The organism is Rahnella sp. JUb53 (assembly GCF_004346065.1).
GTDB classification, from domain to species: Bacteria; Pseudomonadota; Gammaproteobacteria; order Enterobacterales; family Enterobacteriaceae; genus Rahnella; species Rahnella variigena.
In genome coordinates this window covers 387977-404557 of record NZ_SLYT01000001.1, presented here as the reverse complement: position 1 = coordinate 404557, position 16581 = coordinate 387977, and the positions used below count along the sequence as shown (strand labels likewise).

Below are 16581 nucleotides of genomic sequence, written 5' to 3'. Positions count from 1 at the left end.
TCGGGAGATTGAGCGCAGCCAACGCATCCGCAATGTGAAGTATGACGGTTATATAAATAAAATGCATACCTCCTGCGCTCAAATGAATTACCCGTCACGGGCGCAGGCTGACAGCATGGAACTCAGACATTTTGAGAACAATAAAACCAAGGACACCCTCATGACTCAGCCAAAAAAAGATGATTCTAAAAGTGCATTAGTCGTCAGCGCCCACTCCGCCGATTTCGTCTGGCGTGCGGGCGGTGCCATCGCCAAACATACCCAGGCCGGTTATGCCGTCCACATCGTTTGTCTGTCTTTCGGCGAGCGCGGTGAATCCGCCAAACTGTGGCGTAAAGACAGCATGACGGAAGAAATCGTGAAAGCGTCGCGTCGCGAAGAAGCCATGGCGGCCGCTGAAATTCTCGGTGCCACCGTTGAGTTTTTCGATATGGGCGATTATCCGCTGCGTGCCGATAAAGAATCGCTGTTCCGCCTGGCCGATGTTTACCGCCGCGTGCAGCCGCATTTCGTGCTGACCCATTCGCTGAAAGACCCGTACAACTACGATCATCCGATGGCGACACATCTGGCGCAGGAAGCGCGGATTATCGCGCAGGCCGAAGGCTATAAACCGGGCGAAACCATCGTCGGCGCGCCGCCGGTTTACTGTTTTGAACCACATCAGCCGGAACAGTGCGACTGGAAACCCGATGTTCTGCTCGACATCACCGACGTCTGGGACAAGAAATATCAGGCCATTCAGTGCATGGCCGGTCAGGAACATTTGTGGGAATACTATACCCGCGTCGCCCAGCAGCGCGGCGTGCAGGCCAAACGAAATGTCGGGATCACCAGCGCCAAAAACATCGTTTACGGCGAAGGCTATCAGAGCATCTTCCCGCGCGTAACGGAGGATTTAGCATGAGTCTGGTCGGCAAAAAAGGCGTCGTGGTTCGCCATATTCCACGGGCAAATAAAGCGGACGTGACTGCTCTCGCAGCCTTTGGCGTCGCCACCGTACATGAAGCGCAGGGGCGCAAGGGGTTGCTGGAGGCAGGCATTCGTCCGATTCAACAGGATTGTGCGATTTCAGGCAGCGCAGTCACTGTGCTGACCGCACCGGGCGATAACTGGATGTTCCACGTCGCCGTCGAACAATGTCAGCCGGGCGATATTCTGGTTGTGGCGCCAACTTCCCCCTGTTCCGACGGCTTCTTCGGCGATTTACTGGCAACATCGCTTAAAGCGCGCGGCGTGGTGGGACTGGTTGCCGATCTCGGCGTGCGTGATACCAAAACTTTGCGCGATATGGGATTCCGCGTCTGGTCGCGTGCGGTTCATGCGCAGGGCACCATCAAGGAAACGCTCGGCTCCGTGAACGTGCCGGTGGTTTGCGCCGGACAGCTGGTATATCCGGGCGATGCCATCGTGGCCGATGATGACGGTGTGGTGGTCGTCCGCCGCGAAGAGGTCGCGCAAGTGGCGCAGGCCAGCCGTGAGCGTGAAACGCTGGAAGAAAGTAAACGCGCAAGAATGGCAGACGGCGAACTCGGGCTGGATATCTACAATATGCGTCCGCGACTGGCTGAAAAAGGCCTGAAGTATTTCGATTCCACCGAAGAATTAGAGCAAGCCGAAAAGCGCTGAGGAGCCGATATGCCGCAGACCCGAATTCCCTGCCTGCTGATGCGCGGCGGCACGTCGAAAGGCGCATTCTTTCTGGCGGATGATTTGCCGGCAGACCAGACCTTACGCGATAACGTGCTGCTGGCGGTGATGGGCTCACCCGATCCTCGCCAGATTGACGGCCTCGGCGGCGCCGATCCGCTGACCAGCAAAGTGGCGATTGTCCGCCCCTCTGCGCGCCCTGATGCCGACGTCGATTACCTTTTTGCGCAGGTGAATGTCGATAAAGCGGTGGTGGATTACGGGCAAAACTGCGGCAATATCCTGGCCGCCGTCGGCCCGTTCGCCCTCGAGCGCCAGCTGGTCAGCGCGAGCGAAGGGATGACACCGGTGCGGATCTTCATGGAAAACACAGGCCAGATTGCGACCGCTCATGTGCCCGTAGAAGACGGTCAGGTTTGCTATCAGGGCGATTTGCGCATTGACGGCGTACCCGGCACTGCGGCCAAAATCAGCGTGGAATTTGCCGATATCGCCGGTTCCAGTTGCGGCGCACTGCTGCCGACGGGCAACGCCCGCGACACGTTCGATGGTATCAACGTCACCTGCATCGACAACGGCATGCCGGTGATTCTGCTGAGTGCTGCGGATTTCGGGCGCAGTGGTTATGAGACCCGCGAACAGCTGGATGCGGATACAGAACTGAAAAAACGCCTCGAGTCGATCCGTTTACAGGCGGGCCCGAAAATGAATCTCGGCGATGTCTCGCAGCGTACCGTGCCGAAAATGACCCTGATTGCCGAGCCGCGAAACGGTGGCGCTATCTCCAGCAGGACGTTTATCCCACACCGCTGTCACGCATCGATTGGCGTGCTCGGCGCGGTCAGCGTCGCCAGCGCCTGCCTGATCCCCGGCAGCATCACCGAAGGGCTGGCACATGCGCCAACGGGCAACACGCCGTTAATCAGCGTGGAACATCCGACCGGCGAATTCAGCGTGGAATTACAACTTGATCCGACAAAAACCGGTGCAGATCGCCTGAAAGGCTGCGCACTATTACGCACCGCCCGCCTGATTTTTGAAGGCCGCGTCGCGATCCCCGCCAGCATCTGGGACGGCAATCAGGACGATCACCAGGAACCCCATCATGAATAATGTGACCCGCATTACCTTAATTGGCCTCGGCGAAGTCGGCACCATTCTGGCAACGGATCTGAAAAAGCAACATCCGGCGCTGGACGTTGCAGCATTTGATAAGCAGACCGATTCCCCGGTTATCCGTCAGCGCGCCCGTGGTGCGGGAGTGAACTTTGCGCTGTCTGTCGAAGACGCCGTGAAAAACAGTCAGATCATATTCTCAGCCGTGACCGCCGCTGAATCGCTGAAAGTGGCCGATGCCGTCGCCCGGCACCTCGCCCCCGGACAGTTCTTTCTCGATCTGAATTCCGTTTCACCCCACACCAAACGCGAAGCGATGGCGTTAATTGAACAGGCAGGCGGCAATTATATCGACGTCGCGGTGATGGCGCCCTATCCGCCCGCACGCCTGAAAACCCCGCTGCTGCTTGGCGGTACGCATGTTTACGCCATCAGCGAATGGCTGAATGAACACGGATTTAACAGCAACGTTCACAGCAACACCGTTGGAGAAGCCTCGGCGATCAAAATGTGCCGCAGCGTGATGATCAAAGGTCTGGAGGCGCTGACCGCCGAATGCCTGAGTGCCGCACGCCAGTACGGTGTCGAAAAAGAAGTGCTGGCTTCGCTGCATGCCAGTTTCCCCTCACTCGGCTGGAACGCGCAGTTTCCGCACTATCTCATCAGCCGGATTGCGGAACATGGCAAACGCCGCGCCGAGGAAATGCGTGAAGTTGTGAAAACGCTCGAAGATGTCGGCGTCGCGCCGAATATGAGCTCCGGTACGGTGATCGCCCAGCAGGGGCTGGTGGATGCGCTGGCGGCGAAGGGGATCAGGTATACGGATCTGGAGCCGTTTGACTGGTGGAAAACAGTGGATCTGTTGATGTCGGGTCGGACATCGTGACGACTTAACATTAAAATCAAGACCTTGGGTTGCCACCCATGCTGGCCTTAAGGTCAACGTCGTGGGTTGCCACCCATGCTGGCCTTAAGGTCAACGTCGTGGGTTGCCACCCATGCTGGCCTTAAGGTCAACGTCGTGGGTTGCCACCCACACTGGCCTTAAGAGGCGCCTATCGCCGCGCCTCTTAAGAATCTCCGGCTCTTTTACTGCGCGCTATCGCTCGCTGACTATGTTTCATCAACCACAGCGATAGCCGCAAAATCCCGCCGCTACGCGGTTCCCTCCGTTCGGGTTACAACCCGCGCAAAAAGACGCGCGGTTTTCCACCTCTCCTCCGGCGGAATTTTGGAACCGGCCTCAGGCTTATACTTCACAACCTCACTATCTTAATTTTTTAAAAAAGCTGCGGGCGATTCAGAAATCTTGCTGAACGGAGCGGCCTGAAGACCGAAGGCTTCAGGACCGAGAGAAGGCACCGCGCAGCGGCGAGATTTCCAGCCTGTCGCTGCGGCAACTGAAACATAGCCAGCGAGCGATAGCGCGCAGTGAAAAAAGCGCGGAGTCCAGAGGCCCGCGCGTTACCGGGTCTCTGGTCGGTGTGGGCCGACGCCCACGACCTTGACCTTGAGCTTGAAATTAAAAAAAAGCGACTTTATGCCCGCTCCGGCATAACCCGATGACACCTCGCTAACACCCCACCTGCCCCGCAGACAAGCTCCTGTGGCATCTGACAGCCGTCACCGGCCAGCGGACAGCGTTCGCGAAAATAACAGCCCATCGGCAAATTGCGGTTGCTGGGAAGCTCGCCCTTTTTATCAACGATCCCCTCATCCAGAGCGCGTCCGGCACGGGGAACGGAATCGAGCAGCAAACGGGTGTACGGATGCTGCGGCTCGGACAGCACTTTTTCCGCCGCGCCCAGTTCAACGATTTGCCCCAGATACATCACCGCCACGCGGTCACTCATGTGGCGCACAACGGACACGTTATGGGAAATCAGCACGTAGGTCAGATTACGCTGGCGCTGCAGTTCAACCAGCAGATTGAGAATTTGCGCCTGCACTGAAATATCCAGCGCTGAGGTCGGTTCATCCAGCACGATGATGTCTGGTTCGGAAGACAGTGCGCGGGCAATGGAAATACGCTGACGCTGGCCGCCGGAAAATTCATGCGGGAGACGGTCGAGGTATTCTTTGCGAATACCCACCTGTTCCGCCAGTGTGGCAGCCAGTTCACGGCGTTCGCGGCTGCTGTTGTGTTTCTGCACATATACCGGCTCAGTGATGATTCGCCAGACCGGCAGGCGCGGATCAAGCGACGATTGTGGGTCCTGAAATACCATCTGCATACCGGAACCAAACCAGGAATTATCATGGCGGGCACGGTGGATTTCTCCGCTGCTCGGTTTTTGTAATCCCATCAGCAATTGTGCCAGCGTGCTTTTCCCACAACCGGATTCGCCAACAATCCCTAACGTCTCGCCGCGGATAATATTGAGATCAAGCCCGTTCAGCGCATGGACATAACCGGTAGGTTTACCGCGCCAGTTATAACTGGCCGGGAACCGCACGCGCACATCCTGCAACTCGACCAATGCTTCAGCAATCATCAGGAATGCTCCTCAATGTCTTGAATGTGGATTTCAGCAGCATGACGCTGCGGATGCCAGCAGGCGACGGACTGTAGCGGAAACTGAGTCAGCGGTGACAACACAGGGGTGATCAGACAACGCTCGTCGGCGTGATTGCAGCGCCCGCGAAATGCACAGCCTTGCGGCAGTTTTGCCAGATTCGGCACCGTACCGGGAATGGCTTTCAGCAGGCTACGTGGCTCACCATTCTCCGGCGCGGCCTGCAATAAGCCGATGGAATACGGATGCGACGGCGTGTCGATCACGTCAGCCGTGTTGCCGCTTTCAATCACATGCCCGGCGTACATCACATAAACACGGTCGCAAAGCTGCGACACCACCGCCATATCATGGGTGATGAATAACACGGCGGTGCCGCTGGCGCGGGCTTTACGCTGTAGCAAGCGTAATACCTGACGCTGCACGGTAACGTCCAGTGCGGTCGTCGGTTCGTCGGCGATGATCAGTTCCGGCTCGCAGGAAAAAGCCATTGCGATTAATACCCGCTGGCGCATCCCGCCGGAAAGCTCAAACGGATAGCGCGACATCACCTGTTCTGCATCGGCAATCTGCATATCATCAAGCAGCCCGATGGCTTTTTGCCACGCCTGCGCCTTACTGAGCTTCTGATGCAGACAAATGACTTCGCACATCTGACGGCCAATTTTGCGTGTCGGGTTCAGGGCATTCATTGGCTCCTGAAAAATCATCGCCACGCGAGCGCCACGTAAGGCGCGCATCTGTTCTTCACTGGCATGAACCACATCGGTGCCGAGCATGTGTAACGCGCCGCCCGTGACAGTGAAACCATCGGGTGGCAGCAGGCGCATCGCCATCATCGCCGTGACCGATTTGCCTGAGCCGGATTCGCCCACCACGCCGACGATTTCACCGGCGTTCACAGACAGGGACACCTGATTCAGTGCGCTGACTTCGCCGCCGTACACCGGAAAGACCAGTTGCAGATTGTCGATTTTCAGTACCGGCGCCTGGGTTAGTTCAGTCATTTCAGCGCCCTCTGCTTTTAGGATCCAGCAGGTCGCGCAGACCGTCGCCGAACAGGTTAAAACCGGTGGCCGTGATCAGTATCGCCACGCCCGGAAACGCCGAATACCACCACTGGTCGAGAATATAATTGCGGCCATTAGACACCATCGCGCCCCATTCTGCGGTCGGTTGTTGCGCGCCAAGGCCGATGAAGCCGAGCGTCGCGGCCATCAGAATCGAGGTGCCGATATCCAGAGAAGCCTGCACCACTAACGGCGGCATTACGTTTCGTAAAACGTGCCAGGTAATCAGATGCCAGCGCGATGCGCCGAACGTCCGCGTGGCCTGCATATACGCCTGATGCCGTAACATCAGCGTCTGCCCGCGCGCCAGCCGCACATAAAAAGGAATACGCACCACGGCGATTGCCAGCATGGCGTTAAATAAACTCGGCCCGAGCGCGGCAGCCAGTGCCATCGTTAAGACCAGTGACGGTACCGACAGCATGATGTCCATGCAGCGCATGATCAGCGCGTCAACCACGCCGCCGACCACGCCGGAGAAACAACCGAGCAGCGAGCCAGTCGTGCCCGCGATAATGACCACCGCCAGCCCTGCGGCCACCGACTGCTGGCTGCCAATAAGAACGCGGCTGAACAGATCCCTTCCGACTTCATCAGTACCAAACCAGTGCAGCGCGGAAGGCGCCTGCAACCGGTCGGTGAGGCTGATGGCATTCGGGTCATGCGGCACCAGCCACGGCGAAAAAATCATGATAAACAACACGATCAACATGATCGCCAGCCCAAGCATGGTCAGCGGACTGCGGCTCAGTAAATGGAATGTGCGCCGCCAGCTGGCGAAACGCGGTTTGATGTCCGGTGCCACAATCTCGGCCCGGTGGTTATTGACGCCCGGTTCAATCACTGACATGCCTCACCCCTCACGGCCAATGCGCGGATCGATCCACACATACAGTAAATCCACACATAAATTGACGATGACGTACGCGAACGACACCACCACCGCAAAGCCCATCACCGCCGGGAAATCCAGCGCCTGAATCGAGTTCACCACGTACGCGCCCATGCCCGGCCAGGCAAATACGGTTTCGGTCAGCACCGCCCCGTAGAGTAAATCACCCATCGCCAGCCCGAGCACGGTGACCGACGGGATCAGCGCATTCGGCAACGCGTGGCTCAGGATCACCCGCCAGCGGGAAAGCCCGTTAGCGCGCGCCGTGCGGATGTAGTCTTCGCTCAGTTGCTCAAGCATCGCCGAGCGAATTTGCCGCGCCACGATACCCATGTGGACAAACGCCAGCGTCAGCGCAGGCATCGCCAGATGTTGCAGACTGTTCCAGAAGGCGTCCCAGTTACCAGTCAGCAGGGAATCGAGGACATAAAAACCGGTGATATTGGCCGGCGGATCCATCCAGTCATCCAGCCTTCCGCCACCCGGCAGCAGGTTCAGATGACCGTAGAACAGGATGATAACGCCCAGCCCCAGCCAGAATGCAGGCGTGGATATCCCCAGCACGGAAAGCAAACGCACCAGATGATCCGGGAATTTATTGCGATACACCGCCGACAGCACGCCAAGCGGAATGCCGAGCACAATCGCCAGAAACAGCGCACTGACCGCCAGTTCAAGCGTCGCCGGGAAGAACGCTTTCAGGTCTTCCAGCACCGGACGGCCGGTACGGATCGACGTGCCTAAATCGCCGTGCAGCAAATCACTGACGTAGCGGAAAAACTGCACGTACAGTGGCTGATTCAGCCCCAGTTGCTCACGGATATGTTCGACCATTTCATTACTGGCACGGTCGCCCGCCAGCAGGCGCGCCGGGTCACCCGGGATCATATGCGAGATGATAAAAGTGATTACGCAAACGCCTGCCATCACCAAAATCAAACCCCAGCATCTTTGTCGAATCAGAGTCCAAAAAGTCATCCTACCCCCCAGCCAATCCCCTAAATAATCCGGGCTGCAGGAAGGCGGCAAGCTCACAAGTCCCCGGGAGCATGGATATACCATGTGACCGGGGCGAATGAGTGCAGCCAACGCATCTGCAGTTCGAAGTATGACGGGGATTTATTTTTTACTCATTTGTGAAACGTTAAACACCTGCTCCAGCATCGGGTTGAAAACAAAGCCTTTAACGTCTTTGTTCATCGCCACCTGATAGTTTTTCTGGAACAGGTAAACGTACGCCGCTTCATCAATGACTATTTTCTGCGCCTGCTGGTAGTAGTCAGTGCGCTGTTTCTGATCGGTGACTGAAACGGCCTTTTTCAGCAACGCATCCACGTCAGGATTTGAGTAGAAGGAACGGTTACCCGGCAGGCCTTTTTTATCGGACTCGAACCAGTAATTCATGAACATGTACGGATCGGCGAAATCCGGGCTCCAGTTACCAATCGAGATGTCGTAATCGCCCTGCCCGATACGGTCGCGCATGGTGGCGTTAGCCAGTTTTTCCAGCTTCACGTTGATACCGGCCTGACCAAGGCTGGCCTGCACGGCAAGCGCGATGGATTCCCAGTTCGGATCGTTGTCGGAATACAGGAAGTCCAGCGTTTGCGGCTTGTCTTTGACTTTCCCGAGGTCAGCTTTGGCCTGCGTGAGATCTAAAGTGTATTGTTTCGCCCCCGGGTCGAAACCCCACATCCCCTCAGGGATTGGCCCGCGCATTTGCTTAGCATTACCGCCAAGAATGCCTTTCACCATGCCCTGATAATCCACGGCAGAAGAAATCGCGCGACGTAAATCCACCTGATTCAGCGGCGCTTTGGCGTTATTGAGATACAGATAGGTCACGCGCAATGAAGGGAATTCTTCAACCGCAACTTTGTCCTCTTTCTTGAGCGCAGCCAGCTGATCCATCGGCAGGGAATCGGCGATATCCAGATCCCCGCGCGACAGTTGCAGGCGGCGGGTAGCACTTTCACCGATAATTTTCACGGTCACACGTTTAAACGCCGGTTTCGTGCCGTTGTAATGCGGATTCGGCACCAGCACCAGTTGCTGACCTTTCTGCCAGCGATCCAGTTTATAAGGGCCGGAACCGGCAGTATGACCCGCCAGCCACGCCTTGCCTTCATCAGCAGGATTGGCTTTGGCAATTGCCGGATTGACGATGCCAGCGCCGTCATTTGCCAGCGTGTAGAGGAATGGCGCGAACGGCGTTTTCAGCGTAAAGGTCACCGTCATCGGATCGACCACCGTGACCGTCATGTCTTTCGGGAAAGCTTCCGACGGCCCCTGACCGATCTTCATCAGACGCCCAAACGACCATTTCACCGCGTCGGCATTGACGTCGGAACCGTCATCAAATTTAGCGCCCGGTTTGAGTTTGAACGTCCAGACCAGTTGGTCCGGTGACGCCGTCCAGCTCGCCGCCAGATCCCCTTCCACCTGCGTCGAACCTTTGCCGTCTTCGGTTTTGTACTGCACCAGACGCTGATACGCCGGATACGTGACCGTCCAGTCGTTGTTGTCGATAGTCACCGCAGGATCCAGCGTTTGCGGATCCGCCGCTTTACCAATCACCAGCATGTCTTTTGGCACGGCAGCCTGCGCGGCAAAGCTTAAGCCTGACAAGGCGAGAAAAATGGCACCGGCGACCTGGGTTTTCGTATTTTTGCGGAACGTGTTGATTGCTGTGTTGCTCATCGGAGAACTCCTGGCTCTGTCAAAAAGTGATAAGAGACGTGCAATAATTACGCGGCATTCACCGGCGGATAACAGCCGAACCGCTCTTCCAACAACGGATACGTTTTGGCATCCGGTAATTCAAAGTGCCACCACTCGCTGGTGATCCCCTTAAAGCCGCCCGCTGCCATCACGGCATTGAGCAACAAGCGGTTACGCTGGATTTGTGGCGGTAAATCGGGATAAAACGGATGAGAAACTTCGGTCATTTCATCAAAGCCCGCGCCCATATCCACCACGTCACCCTGCTCATCCAGCAAGGTCAGATCCACCGCCACACCGCGGCTGTGGTGCGAACCGAGTTTGATATCCACGACGTAATCCGGATTAGGAAACGCCGCCCACAAACAGGCCTGCGCCGCCTGTGGCCGGTAAGCGTCATAGATTTTCAACGTGAATCCGGCCAGCTTCGCTACGTCGTTACAACGCCTCAGCGCGGCGGCCGCATCAGGATGTAACAGGCAGCGGGATTCGCGATAAATCGGCTGACCGGTCAGGTTATCGGCGGTGGCATATTTCAGGTCGATCACTGCATCGGGCAGAATTTCAGCCAGATCGACCAGGACAACATCAGGTGTTTTCGTATTCATCAATAAATCTTTCCGCTGGGTTAGAAGTTCAGGATTCAAATTGTCCAAGCTGTTTTTGCAGGATCCGGTTGCTGGCCAGACGCTGTTCCACCTCATTGCCGCGCAGTTCGAGTACAGCGGAACACAGCAGATTGAACAGGCAGCTTAGCGGCGCCATTGAATCCCAGAACTGGCCGGTGTCAGTCTTCACCTGCAACAAATCCACCGGATAATCGCGCGCCCACGGACAATAAATGTCGGTGATCAGTGCCACGTTCAGCCCGCGTTCGCAGGCCGCTTCGCAATAGGTTTGCGCCATCTTCGAATACGCGCGGGTGTCGGTCACCACCAGATACGGCTGTGCAAATTCTGAATTCAGGGATTCGACGTAGGTGCCTGAAAGTCCGTCAGCGAAATACACTTTTGGCCGTAAATACTCGAGATAGCTGGAAAAGTTATTCGCGATACCCCGCACCGACTGAATGCCGAGAATAAACACCGCCTCCGCATCGGCCAGACGGCGGCTGACCAGGGCAAAACTGTCCGTCTGCGCCAGCTGGTACACGTGATTAATGGCTTCCAGCTCGAGCGCCAGTGACTGTTGCAGCTTTTCCTGTTGCGGCTGTTTACTGCGTTCGCGATACGCGCCAAGACGATCGGTGACCACCCACGGCTGATAAGAGGTGCCGCTTTGCAGACGCAACGTTTGCTTGAAATGATCCAGATTGCGATAACCGAGGCTGCGCAGATAACGCCCGACAGAAATCCCGCTGGTCGCCGCACTGCGAGCAATGCTGTCCGCAGTTTCAAAAGGGATCTGCGACAGATTGGCCAGCAAATAACTGGCAATGCGTTTACCCGTTGGTGTCTGTCCGGCGAACGAGGCTTCGAGTTGCTCGATCACATCCTGCGCTGGCTGCATCGGTTAATCCTTTGTTGCTTCATTGTCAAAAAACTAGCTGCTGTTAGTGAAATAACAATGCACGGGGTGTGCCAGTTGCTGTAAATGAGTGAAATTTGTGCAGCAGATCTGCATTTATGACGTTTTTATGGCAGGTTCCTGGCAAAAAACGTGCAGAAGCTCGGCCAGAATCAAACTTGTCGATAACGGCTGCACAACAATCAGGCAACTTGTGTTTGCTTTTAGTGCAATCCGTCAGTGAAATGGCGCGAAGAGGGGAATAACTGGCAGAGGTTTTAATCACTTTGCCTTAATACTCAACAAGTTGAATATTAAGGCAGCAGTTGGGCAACTTTTTGCGTTAACCCTTTGACATGCTTCGGGGCAGTCGCTATTATTCGCCCCGTTCAAACGATTCCTCTGTAGTTCAGTCGGTAGAACGGCGGACTGTTAATCCGTATGTCACTGGTTCGAGTCCAGTCAGAGGAGCCAAATTAGAAAAGCCCGCTTAAGGAAACTTAAGCGGGCTTTTTGCTTTCTGATTGCATGACCGGAACGGTTAGCGTAATACCCCGCCCTTACATAGCAAATCCGAAATGGCTGCCGTCCGGCAGATCGATTTCCAAACGTAGCTTGCCACCGGCCGCTTCTACATACCGCTTCAACGTCGATAATTTCAGGTCACGGCCCGGCTTTTCTATACCCGCAACCGTCGGCTGTTTAATGCCCAACGTTTCAGCCATCTCACATTGAGTTTTATTCATTCTTTCACGCAGTTCGGCCAGCTCAATGGTAATCAAAATATCGGCGGCCATTGCCTGTGCCTGCGCGGCGACCTCAGGTTTTACCGATGCCAGTAACTGTTCAAGGGTTCTGCTCATTAAGGTAATTCCTTTTCTATTATCGTATTCAGGTGCCGGGAAAATTCATTATCGGCAACCGGTATCATGACATCATAAAATCGTTTTTCATTTCCGGCTTTGTGTCCAGCGCAAAGCAATATACCTCTGCGTAAAGGGTCAAAAGCAAAAAATGCCCGGATGGGTTCGCCTTTACTCTGTATACGCAGTTCTTTCATATTACGATGACAGGAGTTATTCACTGTATCCGCGTAAGGCCTGGATAATGCAGGGCCTTTATCTTTTAAGACGATCGCCAAAGCCAGTACACTCGCCTGCTCAACATCATCGAGACCATCAAACCAGCCATCAAATCTTTCTGTCGTACTAATTATCCACACAGCGACTCCTTGTCGATTATAGGTTAAAAGCTATATAGGTCAAATACTATAATCGAAAGGTACTGCCCGGAGGGTATCGTCACAAGGCGGAAGGTATAAATACGGAAGACGTCTTCCAGAAATTCGGGCGATGAAGACAAAATTCGGACGGAGCAGATAATAAGAATGGGTGCCTGAGACCAACATGCTTCGTCAACAACCAAAAAGGTGGGGCGAACCCCACCTTACGGTTAGCTCTTAATTTCGTAGCTTAAGACTGCCGCAATCTCTGTCAAACCCTGTTTGATATGTAACTCGCAGAGCGAGTCACGCACCATCCAGGTCCAGGCCAGCAATGTGAAACAAACCACGATGAGTCCGTGTAACACAAGCTTTCGCGACATCTTGCCCTCCGTTGCATTTCTGCTTTTAAGAGGCTATCCTGCTGTTGCTTAGACAAGTAGTGATAGCCTCGGGTTGATTTAAAAATCTCCTCGGGGCTTTCGTCTTATTATGCCTTGAACAACTATTATGTCTTTCTGCTCAAGCCGAATAAGCCTCAAGCACCCGCACGCATTCTAGCAGCTCCCGCTGTACAAAATCTCGTCAACCTGGCTGCACTCTGTCCTAATTTTCATCGGAATCCCCACCCCTGCGCTTTCTGCAATATATCCTTATCATCAATCCGCATTAGACATCTAAACGGCTATCCCTTAGGATCGAACCACCTGGGATAACGACCTTACATAACGATGAAAATTAAACATTTACCTCTTGATCAAAATATTAATGGCTGGGCGGCACTGCGCGGGAACATACCCCGTCATCCTGCTTTACGTGGCGCAGTGACGGCTGACTGGCTGGTGATCGGCGCCGGTTTCGCCGGGCTGGCGTTTGCACGTCGCATTGCCGAGCTTCGTCCGCATGAGCATGTCGTGGTGCTTGAGGCGCTGGACGTCGCCGATAACGCCTCGGCGCGCAATTCAGGCTTTGTGATTGATTTACCGCATACCGTCGGCAGCACATCGGCTGAGCTGGAACACGCCAATGCGTACCGGCGTCTGTTGCAGTACGGTCTGCATCATCTGAAAGAGACCGTCGATAAGCATGACATTGCGTGCGACTGGCTGAATTCGGGGAAATATCATTGCGCCGTCAGCGAGCAGTTTGACGGTGAAATAGCGCATTATCAGCAGGAACTCACTACGCTCGGCGAAAGCTTTGAGCTGCTGGACAGAGCCGCACTGCGCCAGCGTCTGGGCACAGATTTCTACCGCAGCGCGGTGTATACGCCCAACTGTATTCTGGTGAATCCGGCGGCGCTGATCAGTGGTCTGGTAGCAACGTTGCCCCCGAACGTCACGGTTTACGCTAACTCGCCCGCGTTGCAGATTGACACACAGGGCAGTATCCGCGCAGAAACGCCGCATGGCGAAGTACGCGCGGGTAAACTGATGCTGGCGATCAACGGTGCGGCACGCGGGTTACCCTTGTTCAAAGGCAACGTTTTTGCCATGTCGACCTTTGCCACATTGACCGAACCGCTCACGCCGGAACAACGCGCACGTATTGGCGATATAGCGCCGTGGGGCTCGACGCCGGTGAATGCGCTGGCGGGCGCAACGTTGCGTTATACCGCTGACCACCGTTTCCTGATCCGCGAACACGTTAACTTTACGCCGGGTCTGGTGACCAGTGCGGTCGAAACTGGCCGTCATGCACGCCGCCATCAGGAATTATTTGCCCGCATTTATCCGCAGTTGCAGGACATCAATATGGCCTACACCTGGTCGGGGTTGATCAGTATTACGCGCAACGGCGCGCCGGTATGGGGGAATATTGGGCCGAACGTTTATTCGTCGGCGGGCTGCAATGGCTCGGGTAGTTCCAAGCAAAGCGCGTTCGGGCGATTGCTGGCAGAGTATGCGCTGGGAGAGGATAATCCGCTGCTGGCCGATATGCAGGGCATCGGGCGCGCCAGTTATTTGCCGCCGCGCCCGTTCCTGGATGCCGGAGTGAAAGGCTTTATGGCTCGTGAACGCTGGCGCTCACGCACTGAAATGTAAACCCTGAACCTGCCGGTCGCCATACGCTGACGACCGGCTTTGTTAATGACGCTTGTCGACGCGCGCCACAACACGATCTCCCAGCCACTGAATGCCACACACCATCACAATCAGTACGACGATCACTTCAATCATCACCACCGTTTCAAAACGCTGATAGCCGTAACGGATTGCCAGGTCGCCCAGTCCGCCAGCGCCGATAGCTCCCGCCATCGCCGAAGCACCAATCAGCGCCACCAGCGTGACGACAAATCCGGACAATATCCCCGGCAACGCTTCAGGGATCAGCACATCCCAGACAATACGCAATTTGCTGGCTCCCATCGCGCGAACCGCGTCAATCAGACCGCGATCGACATCCCGCAACGAAACTTCAGCCACACGGGCGAAATACGGCGTTGCCGTGATCGACAACGGCACAATCGCCGCCCAGGTACCGAGAGACGTACCGACCAGAAAACGGGTAACCGGGATCAGTGCTACCAGCAAAATGATAAATGGCAGCGAACGGAATCCGTTAATGACCAGACCGAGCGAGCGGTTAACCCAGCGATTTTCGGCAATTCCACCGGGACTGCTCATCACCAGAATCAGACCCAGCGGCAAACCGGCTATCAGTGAAAACAGCCCGGATATAGCGGTCATCAATAACGTTTCTTCGATGGCGTTAATCAGCAAATCAATCATTACCGGAGACATAACCTGTCAGCTCCACAGTGGCCTGGTGCTGTTGCAGCCAGTCTAAAACAACCTGCTCAGACGCCGAATCGTTCGCCGGCACTGAGAAGAAGAAACGCACGACGGCGTAATGCTGGATATGATCGACACCGCCCTGAATCAGGCGAAATTTGCCCGGTAAAGCGGTCGCCATCTGCGTGAGGATTTCGCCCTGCCTGCCCTGTTCGGCATACTGAACGCTATAAATCGCCTCGCCCTGACGTACCGCTGACAAGCGTTCGGCCAGCGCTTCCGGCAGTTGTGGCAGCAAACCCTGCAACAACGTTCGGGTCAGCGGGGATTGCGGATGCGCAAATACCTGCCACACCGGCCCTTCCTCGATAATTTCGCCGACATTAATCACCGCCACGCGATGCGCTATTTTTTTGATCACTTCCATCTCATGTGTGATCAGCAAAATGGTGATACCGAGTTTCTGATTAAGCGATTGCAGCAGTGCCAGAATCGAACGCGTCGTTTCAGGATCCAGCGCAGACGTCGCTTCATCGCAGAGCAAAAGCGCCGGATTGGCTGCCAGCGCGCGGGCTATACCGACACGCTGTTTCTGCCCGCCGGATAAAGCCGCCGGATAGTTTTTAGCTTTGTCCTCCAGCCCGACCAGCGCCAGCAATTCGGCGACGCGCGCCTGACGCCGTGCCTTATCGTATCCGGCAATTTTCAGCGGCAACGCAACGTTTTGCTCAACGGTTTTGGCTGAGAGCAAATTGAAGTGCTGAAATACCATTCCGACGCGGCTCCGCACAGCCTGCAAGGCTTTTTCGCTGAGGCCGGTAATCGGACGCCCTTCGATTTCAATCACGCCTTCATCAGGCTGCTCGAGGCCGTTAAGGCAGCGGATCAGCGTCGATTTACCCGCTCCGCTTCGTCCGATAATGCCGAGGATTTCGCCCCGCCGGACCGTCAGCGAAACCTCTTTCAGCGCCTGCGTCGTACCAAACTGGCGGCTGACGCGGTGCAGACGCACGACATTCTCCGTGCCTGCGTGCGCCACGTCCCTGCCGGTGTCTGTAAACAGCCCGGCGTTCACCGGGCGGGCATCGTCGTTATCTGAAGGCGTCGCGGTAAATTGCGCGCCGGTTTCAGAGAGGATCGTCATGCTTTACAT

General features: G+C 55.7%; 17 protein-coding genes and 1 tRNA gene. 6 read left to right on the top strand and 12 right to left on the bottom strand.

What is annotated here, in order from left to right:
* Positions 1-160: 160 nt before the first annotated feature.
* The 4 genes from galB to EC840_RS01950 are packed head-to-tail and all read left to right on the top strand — an operon-like array spanning position 161 to position 3652.
* A complete protein-coding gene (gene galB, locus EC840_RS01965) occupies positions 161-907 on the top strand; it encodes a 4-oxalmesaconate hydratase (protein WP_132963857.1) in 747 nt (248 codons plus the stop codon).
* Entirely contained in the window at positions 904-1629 is a 726-nt protein-coding gene (locus EC840_RS01960; protein WP_112290643.1) for a 4-carboxy-4-hydroxy-2-oxoadipate aldolase/oxaloacetate decarboxylase, read from the top strand. Before galB ends, EC840_RS01960 begins: the two co-directional genes overlap by 4 nt.
* 9 nt (positions 1630-1638) lie before the next feature.
* Positions 1639-2763 (top strand): 4-oxalomesaconate tautomerase, encoded by a 1125-nt coding sequence (locus EC840_RS01955; protein WP_132963856.1) that lies wholly within the window; start codon positions 1639-1641, stop codon positions 2761-2763.
* Positions 2756-3652 carry a DUF1932 domain-containing protein gene (locus EC840_RS01950; protein ID WP_132963855.1) on the top strand — a complete coding sequence of 299 codons (897 nt, stop codon included), beginning with the start codon at positions 2756-2758 and terminating at the stop codon, positions 3650-3652. The genes EC840_RS01955 and EC840_RS01950 overlap by 8 nt, the downstream gene beginning before the upstream one ends.
* Before the next feature lie 652 nt (positions 3653-4304).
* Here the strand turns inward: EC840_RS01950 and EC840_RS01945 are convergent.
* The 7 genes from EC840_RS01945 to EC840_RS01915 all read right to left on the bottom strand — a co-directional run bounded on the left by EC840_RS01945 (position 4305) and on the right by EC840_RS01915 (position 11474).
* Positions 4305-5261, bottom strand: a complete 957-nt coding sequence (locus tag EC840_RS01945; RefSeq protein WP_132963854.1) for an ABC transporter ATP-binding protein — start codon at positions 5259-5261, stop codon at positions 4305-4307.
* The gene (locus EC840_RS01940) at positions 5261-6289 is read right to left on the bottom strand and encodes an ABC transporter ATP-binding protein (RefSeq protein WP_132963853.1); all 1029 of its coding nucleotides are present in this window, start codon (positions 6287-6289) and stop codon (positions 5261-5263) included. Before EC840_RS01940 ends, EC840_RS01945 begins: the two co-directional genes overlap by 1 nt.
* Position 6290: 1 nt before the next feature.
* Positions 6291-7202 carry a D,D-dipeptide ABC transporter permease gene (gene ddpC / locus EC840_RS01935; RefSeq protein ID WP_132963852.1) on the bottom strand — a complete coding sequence of 304 codons (912 nt, stop codon included), beginning with the start codon at positions 7200-7202 and terminating at the stop codon, positions 6291-6293.
* A 3-nt stretch (positions 7203-7205) separates the two neighbouring features.
* Positions 7206-8222 (bottom strand): ABC transporter permease, encoded by a 1017-nt coding sequence (locus EC840_RS01930; protein WP_120161840.1) that lies wholly within the window; start codon positions 8220-8222, stop codon positions 7206-7208.
* A 141-nt stretch (positions 8223-8363) separates the two neighbouring features.
* A complete protein-coding gene (locus EC840_RS01925) occupies positions 8364-9944 on the bottom strand; it encodes an ABC transporter substrate-binding protein (protein ID WP_132963851.1) in 1581 nt (526 codons plus the stop codon).
* A 47-nt stretch (positions 9945-9991) separates the two neighbouring features.
* Complete coding sequence (gene ddpX, locus EC840_RS01920; protein ID WP_129638597.1) at positions 9992-10573, bottom strand: D-alanyl-D-alanine dipeptidase; 582 nt, start codon at positions 10571-10573, stop codon at positions 9992-9994.
* Positions 10574-10601: 28 nt separating this feature from the next.
* Positions 10602-11474, bottom strand: a complete 873-nt coding sequence (locus EC840_RS01915) for a MurR/RpiR family transcriptional regulator (RefSeq protein WP_129638596.1) — start codon at positions 11472-11474, stop codon at positions 10602-10604.
* Positions 11475-11869: 395 nt separating this feature from the next.
* On the opposite strand from EC840_RS01915, the gene EC840_RS01910 reads away from it, so the two are divergent.
* Positions 11870-11945: transfer RNA gene (locus EC840_RS01910), tRNA-Asn, on the top strand.
* Positions 11946-12031: 86 nt separating this feature from the next.
* Here the strand turns inward: EC840_RS01910 and EC840_RS01905 are convergent.
* The 3 genes from EC840_RS01905 to EC840_RS01895 all read right to left on the bottom strand — a co-directional run bounded on the left by EC840_RS01905 (position 12032) and on the right by EC840_RS01895 (position 13076).
* Complete coding sequence (locus EC840_RS01905) at positions 12032-12334, bottom strand: helix-turn-helix transcriptional regulator (protein WP_120161836.1); 303 nt, start codon at positions 12332-12334, stop codon at positions 12032-12034.
* The gene (locus tag EC840_RS01900) at positions 12334-12693 is read right to left on the bottom strand and encodes a type II toxin-antitoxin system RelE/ParE family toxin (RefSeq protein ID WP_129638595.1); all 360 of its coding nucleotides are present in this window, start codon (positions 12691-12693) and stop codon (positions 12334-12336) included. Before EC840_RS01900 ends, EC840_RS01905 begins: the two co-directional genes overlap by 1 nt.
* 230 nt (positions 12694-12923) lie before the next feature.
* Positions 12924-13076 carry a Hok/Gef family protein gene (locus EC840_RS01895; protein ID WP_132963850.1) on the bottom strand — a complete coding sequence of 51 codons (153 nt, stop codon included), beginning with the start codon at positions 13074-13076 and terminating at the stop codon, positions 12924-12926.
* Between the two features lie 348 nt (positions 13077-13424).
* Here EC840_RS01895 and EC840_RS01890 point away from each other — a divergent pair, with 348 nt between their 5' ends.
* Entirely contained in the window at positions 13425-14738 is a 1314-nt protein-coding gene (locus EC840_RS01890) for an FAD-binding oxidoreductase (RefSeq protein ID WP_129638594.1), read from the top strand.
* Positions 14739-14780: 42 nt separating this feature from the next.
* On the opposite strand, the gene EC840_RS01885 is transcribed toward EC840_RS01890, so the two are convergent.
* A complete protein-coding gene (locus EC840_RS01885) occupies positions 14781-15437 on the bottom strand; it encodes a methionine ABC transporter permease (protein ID WP_120161833.1) in 657 nt (218 codons plus the stop codon).
* Positions 15418-16572 (bottom strand): methionine ABC transporter ATP-binding protein, encoded by a 1155-nt coding sequence (locus EC840_RS01880; protein WP_132963849.1) that lies wholly within the window; start codon positions 16570-16572, stop codon positions 15418-15420. Before EC840_RS01880 ends, EC840_RS01885 begins: the two co-directional genes overlap by 20 nt.
* Between the last annotated feature and the right edge of the window lie 9 nt (positions 16573-16581).

Bases quoted from the DNA above. Each gene is read 5' to 3' on its own strand.
- EC840_RS01890 (WP_129638594.1), top strand. From the start codon at position 13,425: ATGAAAATTAAACATTTACCTCTTGATCAAAATATTAATGGCTGGGCG.
- EC840_RS01895 (WP_132963850.1), bottom strand. From the start codon at position 13,076: ATGTCGCGAAAGCTTGTGTTACACGGACTCATCGTGGTTTGTTTCACA.
- ddpC (WP_132963852.1), bottom strand. From the start codon at position 7,202: ATGTCAGTGATTGAACCGGGCGTCAATAACCACCGGGCCGAGATTGTG.
- ddpX (WP_129638597.1), bottom strand. From the start codon at position 10,573: ATGAATACGAAAACACCTGATGTTGTCCTGGTCGATCTGGCTGAAATT.
- EC840_RS01925 (WP_132963851.1), bottom strand. From the start codon at position 9,944: ATGAGCAACACAGCAATCAACACGTTCCGCAAAAATACGAAAACCCAG.
- EC840_RS01955 (WP_132963856.1), top strand. From the start codon at position 1,639: ATGCCGCAGACCCGAATTCCCTGCCTGCTGATGCGCGGCGGCACGTCG.
- EC840_RS01915 (WP_129638596.1), bottom strand. From the start codon at position 11,474: ATGCAGCCAGCGCAGGATGTGATCGAGCAACTCGAAGCCTCGTTCGCC.
- EC840_RS01950 (WP_132963855.1), top strand. From the start codon at position 2,756: ATGAATAATGTGACCCGCATTACCTTAATTGGCCTCGGCGAAGTCGGC.
- galB (WP_132963857.1), top strand. From the start codon at position 161: ATGACTCAGCCAAAAAAAGATGATTCTAAAAGTGCATTAGTCGTCAGC.
- EC840_RS01940 (WP_132963853.1), bottom strand. From the start codon at position 6,289: ATGACTGAACTAACCCAGGCGCCGGTACTGAAAATCGACAATCTGCAA.
- EC840_RS01960 (WP_112290643.1), top strand. From the start codon at position 904: ATGAGTCTGGTCGGCAAAAAAGGCGTCGTGGTTCGCCATATTCCACGG.
- EC840_RS01930 (WP_120161840.1), bottom strand. From the start codon at position 8,222: ATGACTTTTTGGACTCTGATTCGACAAAGATGCTGGGGTTTGATTTTG.
- EC840_RS01885 (WP_120161833.1), bottom strand. From the start codon at position 15,437: ATGTCTCCGGTAATGATTGATTTGCTGATTAACGCCATCGAAGAAACG.
- EC840_RS01880 (WP_132963849.1), bottom strand. From the start codon at position 16,572: ATGACGATCCTCTCTGAAACCGGCGCGCAATTTACCGCGACGCCTTCA.
- EC840_RS01905 (WP_120161836.1), bottom strand. From the start codon at position 12,334: ATGAGCAGAACCCTTGAACAGTTACTGGCATCGGTAAAACCTGAGGTC.
- EC840_RS01945 (WP_132963854.1), bottom strand. From the start codon at position 5,261: ATGATTGCTGAAGCATTGGTCGAGTTGCAGGATGTGCGCGTGCGGTTC.